At 73.1% G+C, this 19,977-nt stretch carries 19 protein-coding genes and 1 pseudogene; 3 read left to right on the top strand and 17 right to left on the bottom strand.

Annotation, left to right across the window (positions count from 1 at the left end; all coding sequences use genetic code 11):
- Positions 1 to 5: 5 nt before the first annotated feature.
- The 9 genes and pseudogenes from lepB (Sya03_RS04175) to proS form a co-directional block, all read right to left on the bottom strand.
- The gene (gene lepB, locus Sya03_RS04175) at positions 6 to 656 is read right to left on the bottom strand and encodes a signal peptidase I (RefSeq protein WP_203936804.1); all 651 of its coding nucleotides are present in this window, start codon (positions 654 to 656) and stop codon (positions 6 to 8) included.
- Entirely contained in the window at positions 653 to 1,558 is a 906-nt protein-coding gene (gene lepB / locus Sya03_RS04170) for a signal peptidase I (protein ID WP_203936803.1), read from the bottom strand. Before lepB (Sya03_RS04170) ends, lepB (Sya03_RS04175) begins: the two co-directional genes overlap by 4 nt.
- 195 nt (positions 1,559 to 1,753) lie before the next feature.
- The gene (gene rplS / locus Sya03_RS04165; protein WP_203936802.1) at positions 1,754 to 2,113 is read right to left on the bottom strand and encodes a 50S ribosomal protein L19; all 360 of its coding nucleotides are present in this window, start codon (positions 2,111 to 2,113) and stop codon (positions 1,754 to 1,756) included.
- A gap of 542 nt (positions 2,114 to 2,655) precedes the next feature.
- Positions 2,656 to 3,390: pseudogene (trmD, locus tag Sya03_RS04160) on the bottom strand (tRNA (guanosine(37)-N1)-methyltransferase TrmD); the annotation flags it as partial.
- Complete coding sequence (gene rimM, locus Sya03_RS04155; protein ID WP_203936800.1) at positions 3,390 to 3,935, bottom strand: ribosome maturation factor RimM; 546 nt, start codon at positions 3,933 to 3,935, stop codon at positions 3,390 to 3,392. The pseudogene trmD and the gene rimM, both read right to left, overlap by 1 nt.
- A gap of 21 nt (positions 3,936 to 3,956) precedes the next feature.
- A complete protein-coding gene (locus Sya03_RS04150; RefSeq protein WP_203936799.1) occupies positions 3,957 to 4,217 on the bottom strand; it encodes an RNA-binding protein in 261 nt (86 codons plus the stop codon).
- The gene (rpsP, locus tag Sya03_RS04145) at positions 4,192 to 4,752 is read right to left on the bottom strand and encodes a 30S ribosomal protein S16 (protein WP_203936823.1); all 561 of its coding nucleotides are present in this window, start codon (positions 4,750 to 4,752) and stop codon (positions 4,192 to 4,194) included. The genes Sya03_RS04150 and rpsP overlap by 26 nt, the downstream gene beginning before the upstream one ends.
- A 202-nt stretch (positions 4,753 to 4,954) precedes the next feature.
- Positions 4,955 to 5,605 carry a ribonuclease FAU-1 family protein gene (locus tag Sya03_RS04140; RefSeq protein ID WP_203936798.1) on the bottom strand — a complete coding sequence of 217 codons (651 nt, stop codon included), beginning with the start codon at positions 5,603 to 5,605 and terminating at the stop codon, positions 4,955 to 4,957.
- 2 nt (positions 5,606 to 5,607) lie between these two features.
- Positions 5,608 to 7,014 carry a proline--tRNA ligase gene (gene proS / locus Sya03_RS04135; protein WP_203936797.1) on the bottom strand — a complete coding sequence of 469 codons (1,407 nt, stop codon included), beginning with the start codon at positions 7,012 to 7,014 and terminating at the stop codon, positions 5,608 to 5,610.
- Positions 7,015 to 7,084: 70 nt separating this feature from the next.
- Between proS and Sya03_RS04130 the strand changes: the two genes are divergently transcribed.
- Positions 7,085 to 7,633, top strand: coding sequence for a hypothetical protein (locus tag Sya03_RS04130; protein WP_203936796.1), 549 nt, complete (start codon positions 7,085 to 7,087; stop codon positions 7,631 to 7,633).
- On the opposite strand, the gene Sya03_RS04125 is transcribed toward Sya03_RS04130, so the two are convergent.
- The 5 genes from Sya03_RS04125 to Sya03_RS04105 form a co-directional block, all read right to left on the bottom strand.
- Entirely contained in the window at positions 7,630 to 8,706 is a 1,077-nt protein-coding gene (locus tag Sya03_RS04125; RefSeq protein ID WP_203936795.1) for an amidohydrolase family protein, read from the bottom strand. The two genes, Sya03_RS04130 and Sya03_RS04125, sit on opposite strands and share 4 nt — an antisense overlap.
- Positions 8,707 to 8,723: 17 nt before the next feature.
- Positions 8,724 to 9,536 carry an SGNH/GDSL hydrolase family protein gene (locus Sya03_RS04120; protein WP_203936794.1) on the bottom strand — a complete coding sequence of 271 codons (813 nt, stop codon included), beginning with the start codon at positions 9,534 to 9,536 and terminating at the stop codon, positions 8,724 to 8,726.
- A gap of 9 nt (positions 9,537 to 9,545) precedes the next feature.
- On the bottom strand, positions 9,546 to 10,142 hold the full coding sequence (locus Sya03_RS04115; RefSeq protein ID WP_203936793.1) for a Uma2 family endonuclease: 597 nt from the start codon (positions 10,140 to 10,142) through the stop codon (positions 9,546 to 9,548).
- Positions 10,143 to 10,252: 110 nt separating this feature from the next.
- Complete coding sequence (gene ffh, locus Sya03_RS04110; protein WP_203936792.1) at positions 10,253 to 11,803, bottom strand: signal recognition particle protein; 1,551 nt, start codon at positions 11,801 to 11,803, stop codon at positions 10,253 to 10,255.
- 69 nt (positions 11,804 to 11,872) lie between these two features.
- The gene (locus tag Sya03_RS04105) at positions 11,873 to 12,100 is read right to left on the bottom strand and encodes a hypothetical protein (protein WP_239107096.1); all 228 of its coding nucleotides are present in this window, start codon (positions 12,098 to 12,100) and stop codon (positions 11,873 to 11,875) included.
- Positions 12,101 to 12,284: 184 nt separating this feature from the next.
- On the opposite strand from Sya03_RS04105, the gene Sya03_RS04100 reads away from it, so the two are divergent.
- Together Sya03_RS04100 and Sya03_RS04095 are read left to right on the top strand one after the other, a co-directional pair.
- On the top strand, positions 12,285 to 14,027 hold the full coding sequence (locus tag Sya03_RS04100; RefSeq protein ID WP_203936790.1) for a stealth family protein: 1,743 nt from the start codon (positions 12,285 to 12,287) through the stop codon (positions 14,025 to 14,027).
- 22 nt (positions 14,028 to 14,049) lie between these two features.
- Entirely contained in the window at positions 14,050 to 16,290 is a 2,241-nt protein-coding gene (locus Sya03_RS04095) for a bifunctional glycosyltransferase/CDP-glycerol:glycerophosphate glycerophosphotransferase (RefSeq protein ID WP_203936789.1), read from the top strand.
- A 15-nt stretch (positions 16,291 to 16,305) separates the two neighbouring features.
- On the opposite strand, the gene Sya03_RS04090 is transcribed toward Sya03_RS04095, so the two are convergent.
- From Sya03_RS04090 to Sya03_RS04080, 3 genes are read right to left on the bottom strand one after another with little or no spacing between them, the layout of a single operon-like run.
- Entirely contained in the window at positions 16,306 to 17,325 is a 1,020-nt protein-coding gene (locus Sya03_RS04090) for a phosphatidylinositol-specific phospholipase C domain-containing protein (RefSeq protein ID WP_203936788.1), read from the bottom strand.
- A 44-nt stretch (positions 17,326 to 17,369) separates the two neighbouring features.
- Positions 17,370 to 19,622 (bottom strand): [protein-PII] uridylyltransferase, encoded by a 2,253-nt coding sequence (locus tag Sya03_RS04085; RefSeq protein WP_239107095.1) that lies wholly within the window; start codon positions 19,620 to 19,622, stop codon positions 17,370 to 17,372.
- Positions 19,623 to 19,636: 14 nt separating this feature from the next.
- On the bottom strand, positions 19,637 to 19,975 hold the full coding sequence (locus tag Sya03_RS04080) for a P-II family nitrogen regulator (protein ID WP_203936821.1): 339 nt from the start codon (positions 19,973 to 19,975) through the stop codon (positions 19,637 to 19,639).
- Positions 19,976 to 19,977: the final 2 nt, after the last annotated feature.

The raw sequence follows: 19,977 nt of genomic DNA, 5'->3' as shown, positions 1-19,977 counted from the left end.
CGTACTCAGCGGGGGGCCGCCGACGGTACGGATTCGAAGGTGTCCGGCACGGAGAGCCAGTGGGCCCGGCTCAGCGGCCAGAACCGGACGAACGCGCGGCCGACGACCTCGCTCTCCGGGATGGTGGCCTCGCTGATGTCGCCGTCGGTCTCCAGGTAGTGCTGGAGGGAGTCGCCGGACTGGCTGCGGTGGTCGCCCATGACCCAGATGCGTTCGGCGGGGATGGTCACGTCGAACGTCTGCTTGGCGGGCTGGTCCATGGTGCCGTTCTCGTCGCGGAAGATGTAGGCGCTCTCGTCGAGGGCCTTGCCGTTGACGGAGATGCGGTCGCGGTCGTCGCAGCAGACCACGCGGTCGCCGGCGACGCCGATGACGCGCTTGATGAAGTCCTCGGTCTCGGGGCCGTCGCGCCAGTTCTCCGGGGCCTTGAAGACGATGATCTCCCCGCGGTGCGGGGAGCGGAAGTCGTAGACGAGCTTGTTGACGAGGACCCGGTCGTTGATGTTGAGGGTGTGCTCCATCGACGGCGACGGGATGTAGAAGGTCTGGAGCACGAAGTACCGCACCAGGATGGCGACGAGGATCGCCACGCCCAGGAGGATCGGCAGTTCTTTCCAGAACGACCCGGGTTTCTTATCGGTCTGCTCGTCAATCACGAAGGGAGCCTACGTCGCCGGTTCCACCTCGTCAGTCCGGAACGCGCGGATATAGCCGAAGTCAGGAGGAACGGCATGGTAAGGACTGCACCGATGGGGCTGGGCGCCGACCGAGGGGTGTCACCCGGAAGTGACGCGGCGTTCTGCTGCGCGGCGAACTCCTGCCACACCGGTGGCACGGACAGGCCGTCGAAGCGGTCGCTGGGCCAGACGATGACGAAGGCGCGTCCGATGATGTTGTCGATCGGGACCTCGCCCTGGCAGCGGGAGTCCTGCGAGACGAGCCGGTGGTCGCCCATCACCCACATGTTGCCGGGCGAGATGGTGACCTCGGCGAACTGGCGGGAGCGGCACTCGCCCGGCGCGGGCGGCGCGTCCGGGTCGCTGTTCTCGAAGATGTACGGCTCGTCGATGCCGATGTCGTTGACGGTGATGCGGCCCTGGGCGTCGCAACAGGCGACCCGGTCGCCCGGCAGGCCGATGACGCGCTTGATGAAGTCGCGTTCGCCGGGGCGGCTGACGCCGACGAGGTCGCCGATGGTGCGGCCGAACTTGGCGGAGAAGCTGTTGTCGAGGGGCTCCGTGGGGGTCTCGGCCTCCCACGTGCTGGGGCCGCGGAACACGACGACCTCGCCGCGCAGCGGATCGCGCATGTCGTAGACGACCTTGTTGACCAGGACGCGGTCACCGACGAGGAGGGTCTCCTCCATCGAGCCGGACGGGATGAAGAACGCCTGGACGAGGAACGTGCGGATGAGCACGGCGAGGCAGAACGCCACCACCAGCAGCAGCGGCAGCTCCTGCCACAGCGGCATCTCCTTGCGCCGCGCCGCCACGGAACGACGGCGACGTCGACCGCCGGTGGGCTGTTGATAGCCCCCCATGGGATTCACGTCCAGCATCTCCTGCCGCCGTCCCGCCTTGCCAGGCCCCACATACGGCACTACCGCCCGAGCGGCATCTCAACCCCTCGAGCGGTAGTGCGGGTGTTACCGCCGGTGCGGTGCAGATCCGAGCCGGCTGAGTTCGGCATCCCTCACTGGTGCCCAGCTTAGATCGGCGAACCGGACATCGTCAGGCCGCGATCTTGCCGATCATCAGTTGGCGGTCTGCTTCTCGCGGCGCTCCTTGATCTTGGCCTTCTTGCCACGGAGCTCACGCAGGTAGTACAGCTTCGCGCGGCGCACGTGGCCGCGGACGACGACCTCGACGCGGTCGATGGCCGGGCTGTTGATCGGGTAGGTGCGCTCGACGCCGACACCCGAGCTCTCCTTGCGGACGGTGAAGGTCTCGCGGAGGCCGTCGCCCTGCCGCTTGATCACCACGCCCTGGAAGATCTGGACCCGGGAACGGTTGCCCTCGACGACCCGCGCGTGCACCTTGACGGTGTCACCGGGGCGGAAGACGGGCAGGTCGGTGCGCTGCGACTGGGCGTCGAGTGCGTCCAGCGTGTTCATCGCTGCATCCTCGTCGTACACGGCGCACCGTCACTCGGTGCGCGGGATGGGTGATTCTGAACCCCGGCCTGGGCCGGTGAACCTCGCAGGCAGCCGCGGCGCGGCCGACTACGGCAACCTCACTACTCTGCCACACCCGCCGGGCGGGCGAGAAATCACTCCCCGGATCCGGCACCCGCCGACGACTCGGGCAAAGACCCGGCCGCAGCGTGGGCAGGACTACGGCCGCAGCGTGGGCAGGACTACGGCCGCAGGCGCGGGCAGGACCGCAGCCGCAGGCGCGGGCAGGACCGCAGCCGCAGGCGCGGGCAGGACCGCAGCCGCAGGCGCGGGCGGCACCGCGGTGAGAGGCGAAGCCGCGGCTACGGCGCGGACTCGGACTCAGGCGCGGACGGAACCGAAGGCCCGGACGATGCAGCCGACGGACCCGAGGAGATGGCGTCAGGCGAGGGCGACCCCGCGGCCGCCGGCAAGGCCGCGGACCCAGCCGCCGCCGCAGGCGCGGACCCAGCCGCCGCCGCAGGCACGGAACCGGGCACCAACCCCGCCCCCGCCAACGTCGCCCGGTCCCGCTTGTCGAAGGCCTCCGGCGGCAGCGCCGCGAGCAGATCCGGCCGCCGCCGGGCCGTGCGCAGCAGCGCCTCGTCCCGCCGCCACCGGGCGATGCGCCCGTGGTCGCCGGACCGCAGCACGTCCGGCACGGACAGGTCGCGCCACTGCGCGGGCTTGGTATAGACGGGGGCTTCAAGAAGGCCGGCGGGCCCGTGGGACTCCTCGGCGAGGCTGTCGGCGTTGCCGAGGACGCCGGGGAGCAGTCGGGTGACCGCCTCCAGGATGACCAGGACGGCGACCTCGCCGCCGAACAGGACGTAGTCGCCGAGGGAGATCTCGCTGACCGGCATGCGGGTGGCGGCGTGGTCGAGGACGCGCTGGTCGATGCCCTCGTAGCGGCCGCAGGCGAAGATCAGGTGCTGTTCGGCGGCCAAGGCGTGGGCGGTGGCCTGGGTGAAGGGGGCGCCGACCGGCGACGGCACGACCAGGCGGGTGTGCGGGCCGGCGAGCGCGTCGAGGGCCTGGCCCCAGGGTTCGGGGCGCATGACCATGCCGGGGCCGCCGCCGTACGGGGAGTCGTCGACGGTGCGGTGCACGTCGGAGGTCCACGTTCGCAGGTCGTGCACGGCCAGGTCGAGGGTGCCGGCGGCGCGGGCCTTGCCGACGAGGGACAGGTCGAGCGGGGCCAGGTACTCGGGGAAGATCGTGACGACGTCGACGCGCATCAGAGATCGAGCAGGCCCTCGGGGAGGTCGACGATCACGCGGCCGCCGTCGAGGTCGACGGTGGGCACCATGACCTTGACGAACGGGATGAGCGCGGTGCCGCCGCCGGTCCTGCGCAGCACGATGAGGTCGGAGGACGGGGCGTGGTCGATGCGGGCGACCTCGCCGAGCGTCTCGCCGTCGACGGTCTCGACGCGCAGCCCGACGAGCTGGTGGTCGAGGTACTCGTCCGGGTCCTCCGGGGGCGCCACGTCGGCGCTGTCCACCGTCAGCAGCGTGGAGCGCAGCGCCTCGGCGACGTTGCGGTCGTGGATGCCGTCGAACACGGCGATGATCGCGCCCTGGTGCCAGCGCAGGGACTCCAGGGTCAGCTTCTCGGGCACCCGGTAGGCGCCGGGCGGAGGCGTCCCCGGAGCGTTGCTCACCTCGGTGGTGAACACCGCCCCGGGGAAGAAGCGTGCCTCGGGCTCGTCGGTGCGGACATGGACGATGACCTCACCGCGGATGCCGTGGGCCTTGCCGATGTGACCGACGATGAGCTGCATCGACTGCTCGGTGCTCAGGGCTCAGTACGCGTCGACGATGTCGACGCGGATGCCGCGCCCACCGATCGACCCGATGACCTGACGGAGCGCCTTGGCCGTGCGGCCGCCGCGTCCGATGACCGTGCCCAGGTCCTCCGGGTGCACCCGGACCTCGAGCCGCTTGCCGCGGCGCGAGTCGACCAGGCGGACCCGGACGTCGTCCGGGTTGTCGACGATGCCCTTGACGAGGTGCTCCAGCGCGGGCCGGAGCGCCCCGTCAGTTCGCGTCGCCGGCGCCGGCATCCGCCGTGCCCTCGGTCGCGGACGCCTTGACGTCCTCGGTGCGCGCGTCGGCGCCGGCCGGGTCGTCGGCCTTCAGCGCCGACTCCTCGCGGGTCTCCGCGGGGCCGTCGGTCACCTTCGGCGCCTTCTTGACGTCCTGCGCCTTGTCGGCCTTGTCGGCCTTCTTGGCGGGACGCTCGGTGGCGCTCTCGATGCCGGCGGCGGCCTTGGCCTCGGCCTCGTAGATCTCCTGCTGGCTGCGCCGCGCCTCGGACACGAGCAGCGGCGGCGGGGCCGGCAGACCCTTGAACTTCTGCCAGTCGCCGGTCTTCTCCAGCAGGCGCTGGACGGGCTCGGACGGCTGAGCGCCGACGGAGAGCCAGTGCTGCACCCGGTCGGACTTCACCTCGATGACCGAGGGGTGCTCCTTGGGGTGGTAGATGCCGATGTACTCGATCGCCCGGCCGTCGCGCTTGACGCGCGAGTCGGCGACGACGATGCGGTACTGCGGGTTGCGGATCTTGCCCATCCGCAGAAGCCGGATCTTGACGGCCACTGTCTGTTCGCTCCTGTAGCGGTTGACGTCGCCCGAGACGGGCGGCGCGCGGGTGAGCAGGTCGGCACCCACGTGGGGATTGTGGGCACCGAAGTCTCGGTGGACAGGCGACGTGCCGAGGTTAGAGGGCGCACGACACGTGCCGGATACCAGCGGTCCATTCTGCCAGACGCCCCCGGCGGTGGCTCAGTCACCCCGGGGATCAGCGGGCGGCGGGCCGGTCCCAGCCGTCCGGGAGAGCGTCGGGGACGGGCCAGGCGGGGTCCGGGGCGAAGTCGACCCAGGTGCCGTCGAACGGGAACGCGCCCGACTCGATCTCCGTGACCACCCGCCGGCCCTCGTCGCGCACGGCCCGCTCGTCGGTCACCCAGTAGTCGTCCGGGAACGCGAGCCGCTCGGCGAACTCGCCCTCGTCCTTCCACTCCCAGGACCGGTCGGGGCGCACCACGATGTCGAGGTCCTGGTCGACGACGTCGACGCCGGCAAGGTCGCCGTCGGCCCAGCGCACGCCCGGATCCTCCAGGTTGACGTACCAGGAGGTGAAGGCGCCGGCGTCGTCGCGGAACCACCAGACCGAGTGGGCGGCGTCCGGGCGCAGCAGCTTCAGCACGCCCGGACCCTGCCACCGGCCGACCTGCAGCCGGTAGGAGTGGGTGAGCCACTGCGCGAAGGTCATCGAGCGCATGCCCTGGCCGTCGGCCGTCACCTCGTTGGCGACGACGGTGCCGCGGGCCAGCCAGAGCAGCAGCCCGCGCTCGTCGTCGGACACGACGGTGGCCGGGCGGACCCAGCCGAGCCGGCCGCGCCGCACGTTGCGGTGCAGGACGACGCGGCCGGGCTCCAGCGGGGTCATCCTCAGTACGAGCGCGCCAGGATGGCGACCAGCCCGGGCTCGTCCTCCGAGTCGGGCACGGAGCCGTCCGGGCGCACCAGGCAGCGGACCGTGACGGCCTTGCCGTTCGCCTCGGTCTCGCCCTGCGGCCCGACCGCCGACCACGGCACCCGGGCCCAGCCGGTCTGCGCGGCCTCGATGGCGTCGGCCAGCGACGACACCTCGACGGTGCGGGACTCCCGGAACGCCAGGGCCTCGTCGTGCAGGGCCTTCTGGTCGGCCTCCAGGGCGGCGGTGACCTCGGCGACGACATTGGCGAGCGGCACCACGGTCTTGGCGGACGTCACCCGGCGCACGATGACGGCATTGCCCGCCGCGAGGTCGCGGGGGCCCAGCTCCACCCGTACCGGATAGCCCTTGAGCTCGGCGTCGACGGCCCGGCGGCCGAACGGGGTGTCGACCCGGTCGTCGAGGCCGACCCGGACGCCGGCGTCGCGCAGGCCGTCGCGCAGCGACGCCGCGGCCTCGGCCACGCCCTCGCCGGCCTTCACCACCATGAGGTACGCCTGGATCGGGGCGAGCTTCGGCGGCACGCGCAGGCCGTTGTCGTCGCCGTGCGCCATGATCAGGCCGCCGAGCATGCGGGTGGACGTGCCCCAGGAGGTCGTCCAGGCCAGCTCCTTGCCGCCGCCGCGGCCGCTGAACGAGATGTCGAACGCCTTGGCGAAGTTCTGCCCCAGCTCGTGCGAGGTGCCCATCTGCAGGGCCTTGCCGTCGCCCATCATGCCCTCGAGGGTCATGGTGTTGGTGGCGCCGGCGAACCGCTCGCGGCCAGTCTTGCGGCCCACCACGACGGGGATGCCGAGGACGCCGACCATGAAGTCCTCGTACACCTCGTGCAGGATGCGCCGCGCGTAGGCGCGGGCGTCGGCCTCGTCGGCGTGCGCGGTGTGGCCCTCCTGCCAGAGGAATTCACTCGTGCGCAGGAAGGTGCGCGGCCGCAGCTCCCAGCGGACCACGTTGGCCCACTGGTTGAGCAGCAGCGGCAGGTCGCGGTACGAGTCGACCCACTTCGCCATGAACTCGCCGATGACGGTCTCGCTGGTGGGGCGCACGACGACCGGCTCGGCGAGCTGCTTGCCGCCGGCGTGGGTGACGACGGCCAGCTCCGGCGAGAAGCCCTCGACGTGCTCGGCCTCGCGCTTGAGGTACGACTCGGGGATGAACAGCGGGAAGTACGCGTTCTCCGCGCCGGCGACCTTGATGCGGGCGTCCATCTCGGCCTGCATCCGCTCCCAGATGGAGTAGCCCGCCGGCCGGATGACCATCGTGCCGCGCACGGGGCCGTTGTCGGCCAGCTGCGCCTTGGCGATCAGGTCCTGGTACCAGCGGGGGAAGTCCTCCGCACGGGGAGTGAGCACACGAGCCATGACCGGACATCCTAGGGCGTGCGGTTCACGGGGCAGCGGCCGCGGTCCGCCGTCACTACGATCCTCGCGCATGTCGATCTTTCGAAGGACCCGCGAGGCGGCGCCGCTGCCGTGGCCGGGCGACAGCCTGCCGGGGCTCGCGGCCCGCTGGGTGCGCTGGGCGGCCGCCGCCGGCCCGGCGAGCAACCCCATCGCGGACGCCACCGGCGCCGACGCGCACCGCAACCAGCCCGGCGACGTGTTCTTCCTGGCGGGCACGTACGGCGAGACGGTGACCCGGCGCTGCACCGTCCCGGCCGGGGTGCCGCTGTTCTTCCCGCTGGTCAACCGGTGGGCGCCCCCGGCGGCCGGCAACCCCGAGATGTACGGGGCGTCCGGCGACGCCACCGTCGACGGCCGGTTCCTGGCGGCCGAAGAGGTGTTCACCGCCGAGCCGTTCGAGGTGGCGGGCGCCCTGCGCAACGGCGTGACCGGCACCCGCAAGCCGGTGGCGATGCGGGTGTGGGGGCTGTGGGCGCGCGCCGAGCCGCTCGCCCCGGGCGGGCATGAGGTGCGGCTGCGCGGCCGGGCGGGCCGCGACTTCCTGGTGGACGTCACGTACGAGCTGACGGCGGGCTAGCGCACGACGCGGCCCTTCAGCACGATGCGCCGGGGGGCCCGCACGACGGCCAGGTCGGCGCGCGGGTCCGCCGGGTAGACCACCAGGTCGGCGAGCCCGCCCTCGACCAGGCCGGGGAAGCCCAGCCACTGCCGGGCCCGCCAGGACGCCGCCGCCAGCACGTCGGCGGCCGGGATGCCGGCGGCGTGCAGCAGCAGCATCTCCTCGGCGGCCAGGCCGTGCCGGATGCCGCCGCCCGCGTCGGTGCCCACGTACACGGGCACGCCGGCCTCGTGCGCCGAGCGCACCACCGCGGCGTTGCGGTCGCGCAGGGCGATCATGTGGTCGGCGTACCCGGGGAACCTGTCCCGGGCCTTGGCGGCGATGTCGCCGAACGTCCGGATGTTGATCATCGTGGGCACCAGCGCCGTGCCGCGGCGCGCCATCTCGTCGATCAGGTCGGCCGACAGGCCCGTGCCGTGCTCCACCGAGTCGACGCCCGCGCGCACCATCACGGCCACCGCCTCCTCCGAGAACGTGTGCACCGCCGCCCGCGCCCCCGCCGCGTGCGCCGCCGCCACCGCCGCGGTCATCGTCGCCGCGTCCCACGACGGCGCCAGGTCGCCCACCCCGCGGTCGATCCAGTCCCCCACCAGCTTCACCCAGCCCGACCCGGCCGCCGCCTGCTCCCGCACCGCCCGCTCCACCTCGGCGGCCTCCACCTCCACGCCGATGTCGCGCAGGTACCGCTTCGGCGGCGCCACGTGCCGGCCCGCGCGGACCAGTCGCGGCACGTCGGGGTCGTCGTCCAGCTCCGGGTACGGGTACGGCGAGCCGGCGTCGCGGATCGTCAGCACCCCGGCGTCGCGGTCCTGCGCGGCCAGCTCCCGCGCCTCGTCCAGGCTCCCGATCGGCCGCGCCCCGTACGCGATGCCCAGGTGGCAGTGCGCGTCCACCAGCCCCGGCACGATCCAGCCCTCGTCGGCGATCGTCGTCGCCCCCGGCACCGGGGTCAGCGTCACCCGGTCGCCCACCAGCCACAGATCCCGGACCTCGTCGTCGGGCAGGACGACCCCGCGCACATGCAACGCCATGCGTCAGTCCTACCCGATCACCGGGCCGCGGCGAGGAACGCCTCCGCGATCACCGCGTACCCGGCGCTCGTCGCGTGGATGTCCTGCCGGCTGCACATCCACGTCCACGCGCAGATCCGCGCCACCGCCAGCGGCCCCTCGCCCCCGCCCGGCAGCGGCGCCACCGTCGTCAGGTCGGTGGTGGCGAACGCGCCCGCCACGTCGGCGACCCGCACGTCACCCGCCCGGTACACCCCGGTCAGCATGCCGTTGAGCAGCACCGTCAGCTGCACCGACTGCCGCGCCACCGCCTGCCCGGCCGGCCCGGCCAGCCACGCCGCCAGATACGGGTCGTAGTACGTCATCCCCACGATCCGCGCCCGCGGCGCCGCCGCCCGCAACCGCCGCACGATCTCGCCCAGGTTCGTCGCCGCGGTGCCCAGCGCCGTCAGCACGCACGCCTGGTCGATCGCCCCGCCGCGGGCACACCGGTTCACGTCGTTGCCGCCGACGTCGATCGTCACCAGCGCCACCGGGTGCCGGCGCAGGAACCCCTCCGCCGCCGCCAGCTGCGACGCCCCGCCCGGGTACTCGCAGCCGCCCCCGGCCAGCAGCGACTGCGTCGTCGCCCCGTCGCACGCGAAGCTGCGCAACGCCACGTGCCGCCCCAGCGCCCGGTGCACCCGGGGCACGTAGCCCTCGTCCCGGCCGGCCGCCGGGTCGGGCTGATACCCCGCGGCGAGGGAGTCGCCCAGGGCGACGTAGTACGTGCGGTGGTGTCCGGCCGGCGCGGCGCCGAGCGTCAGCAGGCTGAGCGCGATGACCGCGAGGCCGAGGATCCGGCGCGCCATGCGTCGAGGCTACGACCGCGGCGGGACTTCCGCGCGGGCGCGGGCGAGCATGGCCCTGCGGCGCGCGGTCAGCGCCGGCAGGTCGACGGTCACGGGGTACGGGTCCTCGGTGGTGAAGACGCCGTCGGTGTGCCCGGAGATCTCGTAGCCGCCGTCAGGACCGGGCACGAACTCCGTCAGGGTGATGCCGTCGTGCAGGGGGTCGATGACCCAGTAGCGCTGGACGCCGGCCGCGGCGTACACCTTCGCCTTGGCGTACATGTCGCGGAAGATCGAGTCGGGCGAGATGACCTCGACGGCGAGGACGACGTCCTCGACGGGCAGCGGGCTGCGGTCGACGTGGTCGGGGCGCACCACCACGACGTCGGGCCGGGGCTCGTTGCGCCGGTTCACCCGCAACGACAGGTCGAGGACGGGCATGAGGTCGGGCGGGCAGTTCGCCCGGAGAGCGAGCAGCACCTCGACGCCGAGGTCCTGATGGAGGGCAGTGGGGGACGGCAAGATCAGCCTTCCGTCGACCAGCTCGTAGCGAAGGTCCTTCGGAAGGCTCGCCAGGTCGTCGACGGTCCAGTCCTGCCGGTCGGGCAGATCGAGCGCCGCTGTCATGGCTCCTCCTCGCAGGGACGGCGTGACCCTACGGACGTCACGCTACCGCCCGCAGCCCCTGGAGAGGCTTTACCGGAGTGTCGGGGCCTCGAGGCCCCGACATCGGCGAACTACTTGTCGTCGTCGCGCTTCGTGAGCTTGTTGAAGTCGAGCTTCGGGAGCTTGAAGCCCGGCGGGAGCCCCTGCCCGCCGCCCAGCGCGCCCGGGTCCAGCCCCGGCGGCAGCTGCGGCATGCCGCCCGGGAAGCCCGCCGGCATCCCGGCGCCGCCGGTGCGGGGGCGGTTGCCGCCCTTGGTGCCCTTGCGCTTGTTCTTCGGGCTCTTGGTGGCCTTGCGGCGGTTGCCGCCGGGCAGGCCCATCATGCCGCCCATCTGCTTCATCATCTTCTGCGCGTCGGCGAAGCGGTTGAGCAGCTGGTTGACGTCCATGACGGTGACGCCGGAGCCGCCGGCGATGCGGGCGCGGCGGGAGCCGTTGAGGATCTTCGGGTTGGAGCGCTCGGCCGGGGTCATCGAGCGGATGATCGCGGTGATCCGGTCGAAGTGCTTGTCGTCGAGCTCGGCGAGCTGGTCCTTGACCTGGCCCATGCCGGGCATCATGGCCAGCACGTTGGCGATGGGGCCCATCCGGCGTACGGCGATGAGCTGGTCGAGGAAGTCCTCCAGCGTGAACTGCTCGCCCCCGAGCAGCTTCGCCGTCATCTTCTCCTTCTGGTCCTCGTCGAAGGCCTGCTCGGCCTGCTCGATGAGGGTCAGCACGTCGCCCATGCCGAGGATGCGGCTGGCCATCCGGTCGGGGTGGAAGACGTCGAAGTCCTCCAGCTTCTCGCCGGTGGACGCGAAGAGGATGGGCTGGCCGGTGACGTGCCGGACGGACAGGGCCGCGCCGCCGCGGGCGTCGCCGTCGAGCTTGGACAGCACGACGCCGGTGATGCCGACGCCGTCGCGGAACGCCTCGGCGGTGGTGACGGCGTCCTGGCCGACCATGGCGTCGATGACGAAGATGGTCTCGTCGGGCTCGACGGCGTCGCGGATGTCGGCGGCCTGGCGCATCATCTCGGTGTCGATGCCGAGGCGGCCGGCGGTGTCGACGATGACGATGTCGCGGGCCTGGCGCTTGGCGTGCTCGATGGAGTCGCGGGCGACCTGCACGGGGTTGCCGACGCCGTTGCCGGGCTGCGGGGCGTACACCTCGACGCCGGCGCGGCCGCCGAGCACCTGGAGCTGGTTGACGGCGTTGGGGCGCTGCAGGTCGCAGGCGACGAGCAGCGGCTGGTGACCCTGGGCCTTGAGCCAGCGGGCCAGCTTGCCGGCGAGGGTCGTCTTGCCGGAGCCCTGGAGGCCGGCGAGCATGATCACGGTCGGCGGCTGCTTGGCGAACTGCAGGCGCCGGCCCTCGCCGCCGAGGACGGTGATGAGCTCCTCGTGGACGATCTTGATGATCTGCTGGGCCGGGTTGAGCGCCTGCGACACCTCGGCGCCGCGGGCGCGCTCCTTGAGGCTGAAGATGAACGCCTTGACCACGGGCAGCGCGACGTCGGCCTCCAGCAGCGCGAGGCGGATCTCGCGCGCGGTGGCGTCGATGTCGGCGTCGGTGAGCCGGCCCTTGCCGCGGAGCTTGGTGAAGATCCCGGAAAGGCGGTCACTGAGGGTATCGAACACGGCGCAACTTCCCGTTGGTCAGCAGGCTACAGACGCTCCCCAGCCTAGCCGCCGGGCCGCGGGCCGGCCTCAGCGGTTGCGCATCCGGTAGGTGCGCACCGCCGCCTCGATCCGCCGCTGGTTGCGGGTGCCGGGGGCGAGGGAGCGCTTGGCCCGCCCGTACAGGTAGACGCCGCCGCCGACGACCACCGCGCCGACGAGCAGGTACGCGAACACGCCCACCAGCGCCTGGAGCAGGTTCACCGCCAGCCAGCCCACGCCGATCACGACGGCCACCCCGGCCACGACTGTCAGCACCGCACGTCCCACGACGACCTCCCAGACAGGAAACGACCCCCTTCACCATGCGCCGCCCGCGCAACCCGGCGCATCGGTGGCGACCCCTAGGGGCCCGCAACCCGGGGCCGTGATCTGCCGTTGAGCGACACGACACCGGGCCTGCGGCGAGGGCCTGACAGGCTCTCGGCGGAAGGACGACGGCGTGCCGGTACGGCGGATTCTGCTGCTCGCTCCGTTCAAGCTCCGGATGCGCGCGCTGCGCTCGGTGGAGCGGCGGATCATCTCCCGGCTGCCGAAGGACCGGCGGCTGCCCGCGCTGCGCCGGATCACCCCGATCACCGGGGACGCGCCGCGGCCCACGGGCGTCCCGGCGGCCGTCCGCAAGCACAACCTGGACCGGGTGGTGACCGCCCTGGACGCGGTCGGGGTGCCGTGCCTGCGCATCCCGGCGGCGGACCCGCGGCGCACCGCGGTGGCGGTGCAGGCCGGCGACCGGGCGGCGGTGCTGGCGGTGCTGGCCGGCTGGGAGCGGCTGGGCGGCGTGCAGGTGGAGTCGGCGAAGCGCCGCGAGGACGCCGCCGTGATCTCGGTGAGCTGGGACGACGCCGCGTACGCCTGCGACGTGGAGTTCTGGGCCGAGCGCGGGGACACGTTCGTCGCGCCCCGGCCGAACCCGGTGGCGGACGAGATCCCGGCCGAGGAGCAGGCGGTGATGGTGCCGGAGGCGGTGTTCAGCCCGTTCGCCGACGCGACCGACACCTCCACGTACCGCACCCGGCCGGTGTTCGCGACGGTGGCGCCGGAGCGGGTGCGCTTCCCCGTCGACGCCGTCTACACGTGGGTGGACGGCAGCGACCCGGCGTGGCGGGCGCGGCGGGCGGCGGCGCAGCCGGAGACGGCCGGCCCGCAGTCGGCCAACGCCTCCCGGTACGCGTCGCACGACGAGCTGCGGCACTCGCTGCGCAGCCTGCACGCGTACGCGCCGTGGATCCGGCGGGTCTTCATCGTCACCGACGACCAGGTGCCCGGCTGGCTGGACACGTCGCACGAGCAGATCACCGTGGTCAGCCACCGGGAGATCTTCGGCGGCGAGGGCGTGCTGCCCACGTTCAACTCGCAGGCCATCGAGTCGCGCCTGCACCACATCCCCGGGCTGGCCGAGCACTTCCTCTACCTGAACGACGACGTGTTCTTCGGCCGCCCGACCACCCCGGAGATGTTCTTCACCTCCGGCGGCCTGACCCGGTTCTTCCCGTCGCCGGGGGCGCAGATGGGCTCGGGGCCGCGCACCGACGACGACCTGCCGGTGAACGCGGCCGGCAAGAACAGCCGCACCATCATCGAGCGGACGTTCGGGGTGCGGGTGACGCGCAAGATGCGGCACACCCCGCACCCGTCGCGGCGCAGCGTGCTGGCCGAGCTGGAGCAGCGCTTCCCGGCGGAGGTGGCGGCCACGGCGAGCCACCAGTTCCGGCACCCGGCCGACCTGGCGCTGCCGTCGTCGCTGCAGCACTTCTGGGCGTGGCTGACCGGCCGCGGCGTGCCCAGCGACATCGGCTACCACTACCTCGACCTGGCCGAGCCGGAGACCCCGATCCGGCTGGCGAAGCTGCTGCGGCACCGCAACGTCGACGTGTTCTGCCTCAACGACACCGACGCCGACCCGGCGACCGCGCGCGAGCAGGCCGCGATGCTGCGCGAGTTCCTGCCCGCGTACTTCCCGGCGCCGTCGCCGTACGAGCTGACCGGGCCGGAGGCCGCCCGGCCGACGTACGCCCCGGCGCACGTGGAGGTGGGCCGCCAGCCCAGCCGCGCCGGCACCGGGGCCGCCACGGGCGCGCCGGTGCGTCCCGTGCTGCAGACCCAGCAGCGGGAGAAGGCCCGCAACGCCGCGCGCCCCGCCGCGCCCGCGCAGAAGGCGACCGAGCCGACCCTGCACCCCTGACGAGAACGCGAAAGGACCCCTCTTGCCCACGGTCTCCGTCATCCTCGCCTGCCACAACGTCGAGGAGTTCATCGAGGACGCCTTCCGCTCCCTGACCCGCCAGTCCGCCTTCGACTCGTTCGAGATCATCCCGGTGGACGACGGCTCCACCGACGGCACGCGCGCGCTCATCGAGCGGTTCCGCGCCGAGCACCCGGCGAACGTGTTCCCGATCCACTTCGACACCGCGTCGGGGGCGGCCGGCCGGCCGCGCAACGCCGGCATCGACGCCGCCCGGGGCGAGTACGTCATCTTCATGGACCCGGACGACCGGGTGCACGGCGACGGCTACACGACGCTGCTGCGGGCGATGGAGCGGCACCGCAGCGACATCGTCATCGCGGCGCGGGTCGGGGTGCCGGCGCGCGAGGGCATCGAGTCGCGGCTGTGGACGGACTTCACCCTGCCGCAGCCGTTCGTCAACGACGGCAGCTACGCGGTCAAGGCGGACCTGCTGACCCGCCGCCCCGGCGTGCTGAAGTCGATCTACCGCACCGGCCTGATCCGCGACAACGGGCTGCGCTTCCGCGAGGACATCGCCAGCAGCGAGGACGAGATCTTCGACATGTCCTGCGTGGTCCGCGCCGAGCGGCTCACGAAGATCAACGACGTGGTGTACCTGGCCACGATGGGCCGCACGGACAGCCTGACCAGCCACATCCGGATCAACCTGTACGAGCAGCTGCCGCTCGTCTTCGCCGGGCTGGAGGAGGCGCTGCTGGAGTACTTCGGCCAGGCCATCGTCAGCTACCGGATCGTCTCGCTGATCCGCAACTTCTACCTGCCGAAGCTGGCGCTCATCGCGCCCGAGCAGGCGGACCGGGCGATCGAGATCGTGCGCGCGGCGTGCGCCGACTACGGCTACGACCGGCTGCGGCTGGCCGCGAACCCGTCGTACGCCCAGCTCGTCGACCTCATCGAGGCGGGCCGGCACACCCCGCTGATCCTGCACTTCATGCAGACCCGCAACACCGAGCTGTCGCACCAGCTGCGCTCGCTGCGCGAGCGGATGCGCGTCTTCCAGGGCCGGGCCGGGCGGGGCGCGGTGCGCGCCGCCGAGCTGGCCCGCATGACCCACAAGGCGGTCCGCGGCCGCGACGTGCGCAAGTTCGTCACCGCCAACCTGGGCACCCTGCAGAACACCCGGCCGAACGGCTACTGGGTGTTCGGCGACCGCTTCAACAAGGCCGCCGACAACGGCGAGGCGCTGTACCGGTACGTGCGCGACAACAACGTCCACGACCGGATCGCGTTCGTGCTGGACCGCAAGTCGCCCGACTGGAAGCGGCTCGACGCCGAGGGCTTCGAGCTGGTCGGCTACGGCTCGATGGCGCACTGGAAGCTGCTGTACGGCGCCGCGCACTTCTTCACGTCGCACGTGGACGACATGTACATCAAGCCGTGGCAGCAGTACGGCCGCGCCGTGGACCGTGGGCCGTACAAGCTGAACTTCCTGCAGCACGGCATCATCCGCTCCGACCTGTCGGCGTGGCTGGGCACCCGCAGCTACCACACGTTCTGCTCGTCGGCGCCGAGCGAGTACACCGCGCTGCTGCACCACCTGCGCTACAAGCTGTCGCCGGACACCCTGAAGCTGACCGGCCTGGCCCGGCACGACCTGCTGGAGCGCCGCGAGGACGACTACATCCTGGTGCTGCCGACCTGGCGGTCGTTCCTGGACGACGCGTCGCCGGCCCGGTTCCGCCAGTCGGAGTTCCACAACGCCTGGCAGCGGCTGCTCACCGACGAGCGGCTGCTGTCGGCGCTGGACGTGGCGGGCAAGCGGATCAGGTTCGGGCTGCACCCGCGGATGAGCCGCTACGCCCGCACGTTCACCGTCGGCGACCGGGTCGACGTGCTGGCGTTCGAGGACCTGCCCAGCTTCGCCGACCTCATCTCGGGCGCGCAGCTGCTGGTGACCGACTACTCGTCGGTGTCGTTCGACGCGCTGTACCTGCGCCGCCCGGTCGTCTACTACCCGTTCGCGGAGCGCGTGCTGCACAGCGCGAACATCGGCGCCCGCGACGAGCTGTACCCGTCGCTGGGCGTCAGCGTCACCGACCACGACGCCGCCGTGGACGCGATCGTCACCAGCGTCGGCCGCCGGTTCAAGGTGGACGACGACCGGCTGCAGCGCATCGACGCGTTCTTCGCCTTCTCCGACCGCGGCAACCGCCGCCGGATCGTCGACGCGGTGCTGGAGAAGGACGGCCGGATCAGCTGACGGGCCTCGGCGGCCTCAGCCGCGCGGCAGCTCCAGCTCCAGCACCTCGCCGAGCCGCGCCCAGTCCGTCGAGACGATGCTGGCGTGCCGCTTCGCGAGCCACTCGACGCGCTCGCGCGCCGCCGCCGCGGGCGGGTTCGTCGCGTCGAGGGCGGGCGCGACGCCGTGCGCGCCGGTCATCACCAGGTAGTAGTTGTTGTCGCCGTACCACTGCGGGTCGACGCCGCCGCCGGCGTAGGACGTGGCGTTGCCGTCGAAGACGACGAACCACGGCCGGACGGACGGCTCCGCGAAGCGGGTGCGCGGGTCGCCGGCCTGGGCGTCCAGCACCGTCGGGAACGCCTGGGCGGTGCGCGGGTTGTCGCGCACCCAGCGGCCGTACTCGACGTCGGTGTGCAGCTTGTCGAACGGGTTGCCGCGCTCGAACGTGCCGGGGACGACCTCGATCATGAACCGGCCGGCCATCCGCTCGCGGGTGGGCCAGTTGTCGGCCTTCGCGGCGGCGTCCAGGGTGGGGTGGTCGCCGAGCAGGTCGCCCGGAGTGAACACGGTGTCGCCCAGCTTGGCGCGCACCAGCGCGTCGAAGGCGGCCGGGCCGGCGCCGTACGTCTGGTTGAAGCCGTTCTTGAACTCGATCTTGACGGTGATCGGCCGGTGGCCGGGGTTCTGGTCGTGCCACAGCCGCAGGTTCTCGAAGCAGCGGTCGAGGCCCTGGTTGCCGCCGCCGGAGCGCAGGCCGCCGCTGGTGCAGTTGTTGCGCTGGCCCCAGTCCTTCGTGCCCACCGGCAGGTCGTGGTTGACCCGCCACCGCGGACCGACGGTGGACACCCACACGTCGATCTCGACGAGGCTCGCCCCGCTGTCGAGCGCGTCCGCGAGGTACGGGAAGACGGCCTTCTCATAGGAGTTGTGCACGCCCACGCCGGTGACGCGGGACTGCCTGACCGCCGGGTCGACGGCGGCGAAGGCCAGGGGCACGGACGCCGCGAGCAGCACGGCCGGCACGACGACGAGAACGGATCTCCGCAGACGCATGGCCGCAGATCGTAACGGCCGTCACACCGCCGCGACAGGGCGTCTCACGAGCCGCCGGCGGCCTGCAGCACGCGCTCCTCGACGGCCGCCCGCGCCGCCGCGTCGGCCCACGCGCCGACCAGGTAGAACGCGTCCACGACGTCGCCGCCGAGGGTCGAGATGCGCGCGGCGCGCACCTCCGCCCCGGCCTCGTCGAGGGCGGTGGCGACCCGGTGCAGCAGCCCGGCGGAGTCGGCGGCGCGCAGCTCCAGCACGACCGCGTCCGTCGCGGCCTCGCGGTGCCACACCACCCGCGGCGCGGCGCCGCCGCGGGTGGCCGCGGTGCGGGCGCGCAGCCGCTGCGTCACCGACGGGTCCCCGGCGGCCACGCGGCGCAGGTCGGCGGCCAGCGCCACCGGGTCGGCCGGGGTGCCGTAGCGGGGCTGCACCCGGAACTCGACCAGGGCGCGGCCGTCCACGGTGGACGTGTCGGCGGCGACCACGTCGAGCCGGTGCATCGCCAGGCAGGCGGCGACCGCGCCGAGCAGGCCGCGCCGGTCGGCGGCGGCCACGGCCACCCGGTCGCCGTCGAGGTGCACGGCGGGTAGCGGGCCGTCCAGCAGCTCGGGGTCGGGCTCGCGCACCGCCGGCAGGGCGCCGGTGTCCAGGTTGGCGTGCACCCGGCGGACCAGCTCGGCGATGAGCCGGCCCTTCCAGTCCGACCAGGCGGCCGGGCCGGTGGCGTGCGAGTCGGCGCGGGTGAGCGCGTGCAGCAGGTCGAGCGTCTGGGCGCTGCGCACCTGCTCGGCGACGGTGGAGATGGTGACCGGGTCGGCCAGGTCGCGGCGGGTGGCCACGTCGGGCAGCAGCAGGTGCAGCCGGACCAGCTCGCCGATCAGGTCCGCCTCGTCCGGCGGCAGGCCGATGCGGGCGGCGACGTCGCGGGCGATGGGCGCGCCGACGACGCTGTGGTCGCCGGGCAGGCCCTTGCCGACGTCGTGCAGGAACGCCCCGATGAGCAGCAGGTCAGGGCGGTCCACGTCGCGGGCGTACGCGGTGGCCTCGTAGGCGGCCTGCACCAGGTGCCGGTCGAGGGTGAACCGGTGCACCGGGTGGTGCTGCGGCAGGCTGCGCATGCGCGCCCACTCGGGCAGCCACGCGTCGACCAGCCCGTACCGGTCGCAGGCCTCCCAGGTGGGCAGCAGCCCGGCTCCGGAGCCCAGCAGGGTGACGAACGCGGACCGCGCGGCGGCCGGCCACGGCGTCGGCAGCGGCGGGCAGTACGCGGCCAGCCACTCGCAGGTGGCGCGGGCGATGGGCAGCTTCGCGGTGGCGGCCGCGGCGGCCACCCGCAGCGACAGCGACGGGTCGGGGCGCGGCCCGATGGCGGTGCGGGCCAGCACCAGCTCGCCGTCCTGCTCGACGACGTCGCGGGCGACGGGCCGGCGCACCGGCGGGCCGGGCGGGCCGCCGCGGCGGCGGCCGTTGCGCAGCCGCTCGGCGGCGCGCCAGGCGTCGTCCAGGGCGTGCGCGACGATCCGGGCGTCGCCGCTGATCCGGCGCAGCAGGGCGTCGCCGTCGTCGGCGCCGAGCAGCCGGGCGACGGCCTCGCGCTCCTGGGCGACGAGCCGGTCGACGCGCCGCCCGACGGACAGGTGCAGCGCGTCGCGGGTGTCGAGCAGGCGCAGGTTCGCGGCGCGCACGGCGGGGCGCATGGTGTCGGCGACCCCGGCGCGGGCGATGCCGCGCAGGATCGTCACGTCGCGCAGGCCGCCGGCGGCCTCCTTCAGGTCGCCCTCCAGCAGGAAGGCCAGTTCGCCGTGCGCGGCCCAGCGCTGCTCGGTGATCTCGCGCAGGGCGGGCAGCATCCGCACGGCGGTGCGCCGCCACTGGTCGGCGGCCGCGGCGGCCAGCTCGTCGGCGACGGCCCGGTCGCCGGCGAGGAAGCGGGCGTCGAGCAGCCCCAGCGCCACCTTCACGTCGTCGACGGCGACGCTCAGCGCCTCCGACAGGGTGCGCACCGAGTGGTCGAGGCCCAGCCTGGCGTCCCACACCGGGTACCAGATCTGGGCGGCGATCCGGTCGATGCCGGGCGTGCCGTTGTGGAGCAGCACCAGGTCCAGGTCGCTGTGCGGGGCGCACTCGCGCCGGCCCAGGCCGCCCACGGCGACCAGCGCCACCCCGGGCAGGTCCTTCGGCAGCAGCCCGGGCAGCCACGCGTCGAACGCCGCCGCCCGCTGGTCGCGGGCGGCGGCGCCGATGTTGTCGGATGACGCGACCAGGGAGAGGTCCGGCGCGGCGGTCCTCTCCCCGATCACGTGTGCCTGCTCGATCAGAGCGCGTCCAGGCCGCGCTCACCGGTGCGGACGCGGATGACGTCCTCGACCCCGGTGACCCAGACCTTGCCGTCGCCGATCTTGCCCGTGCGCGCCGAGGTGACGACGGCGTCGACGACCTTGTCGACGTCGATCTCGTCCGTGATCACCTCGATCTTGATCTTCGGCAGGAACTCCACCGTGTACTCGGCGCCCCGGTACACCTCGGTGTGACCCTTCTGACGGCCGTATCCCTGCACCTCGCTCACGGTGAGCCCGGCGACGCCCAGGGCGTGCAGAGCCTCCTTCACCGCGTCGAGCTGATACGGCTTGATGACCGCGGTCACCAGCTTCATGC

The sequence above is a fragment of the Spirilliplanes yamanashiensis genome, assembly GCF_016863475.1.
Lineage (GTDB): Bacteria > Actinomycetota > Actinomycetes > Mycobacteriales > Micromonosporaceae > Spirilliplanes > Spirilliplanes yamanashiensis.
Note: the sequence above shows the minus strand (reverse complement) of the source record. Positions and strands in the feature narration are given on the sequence as shown.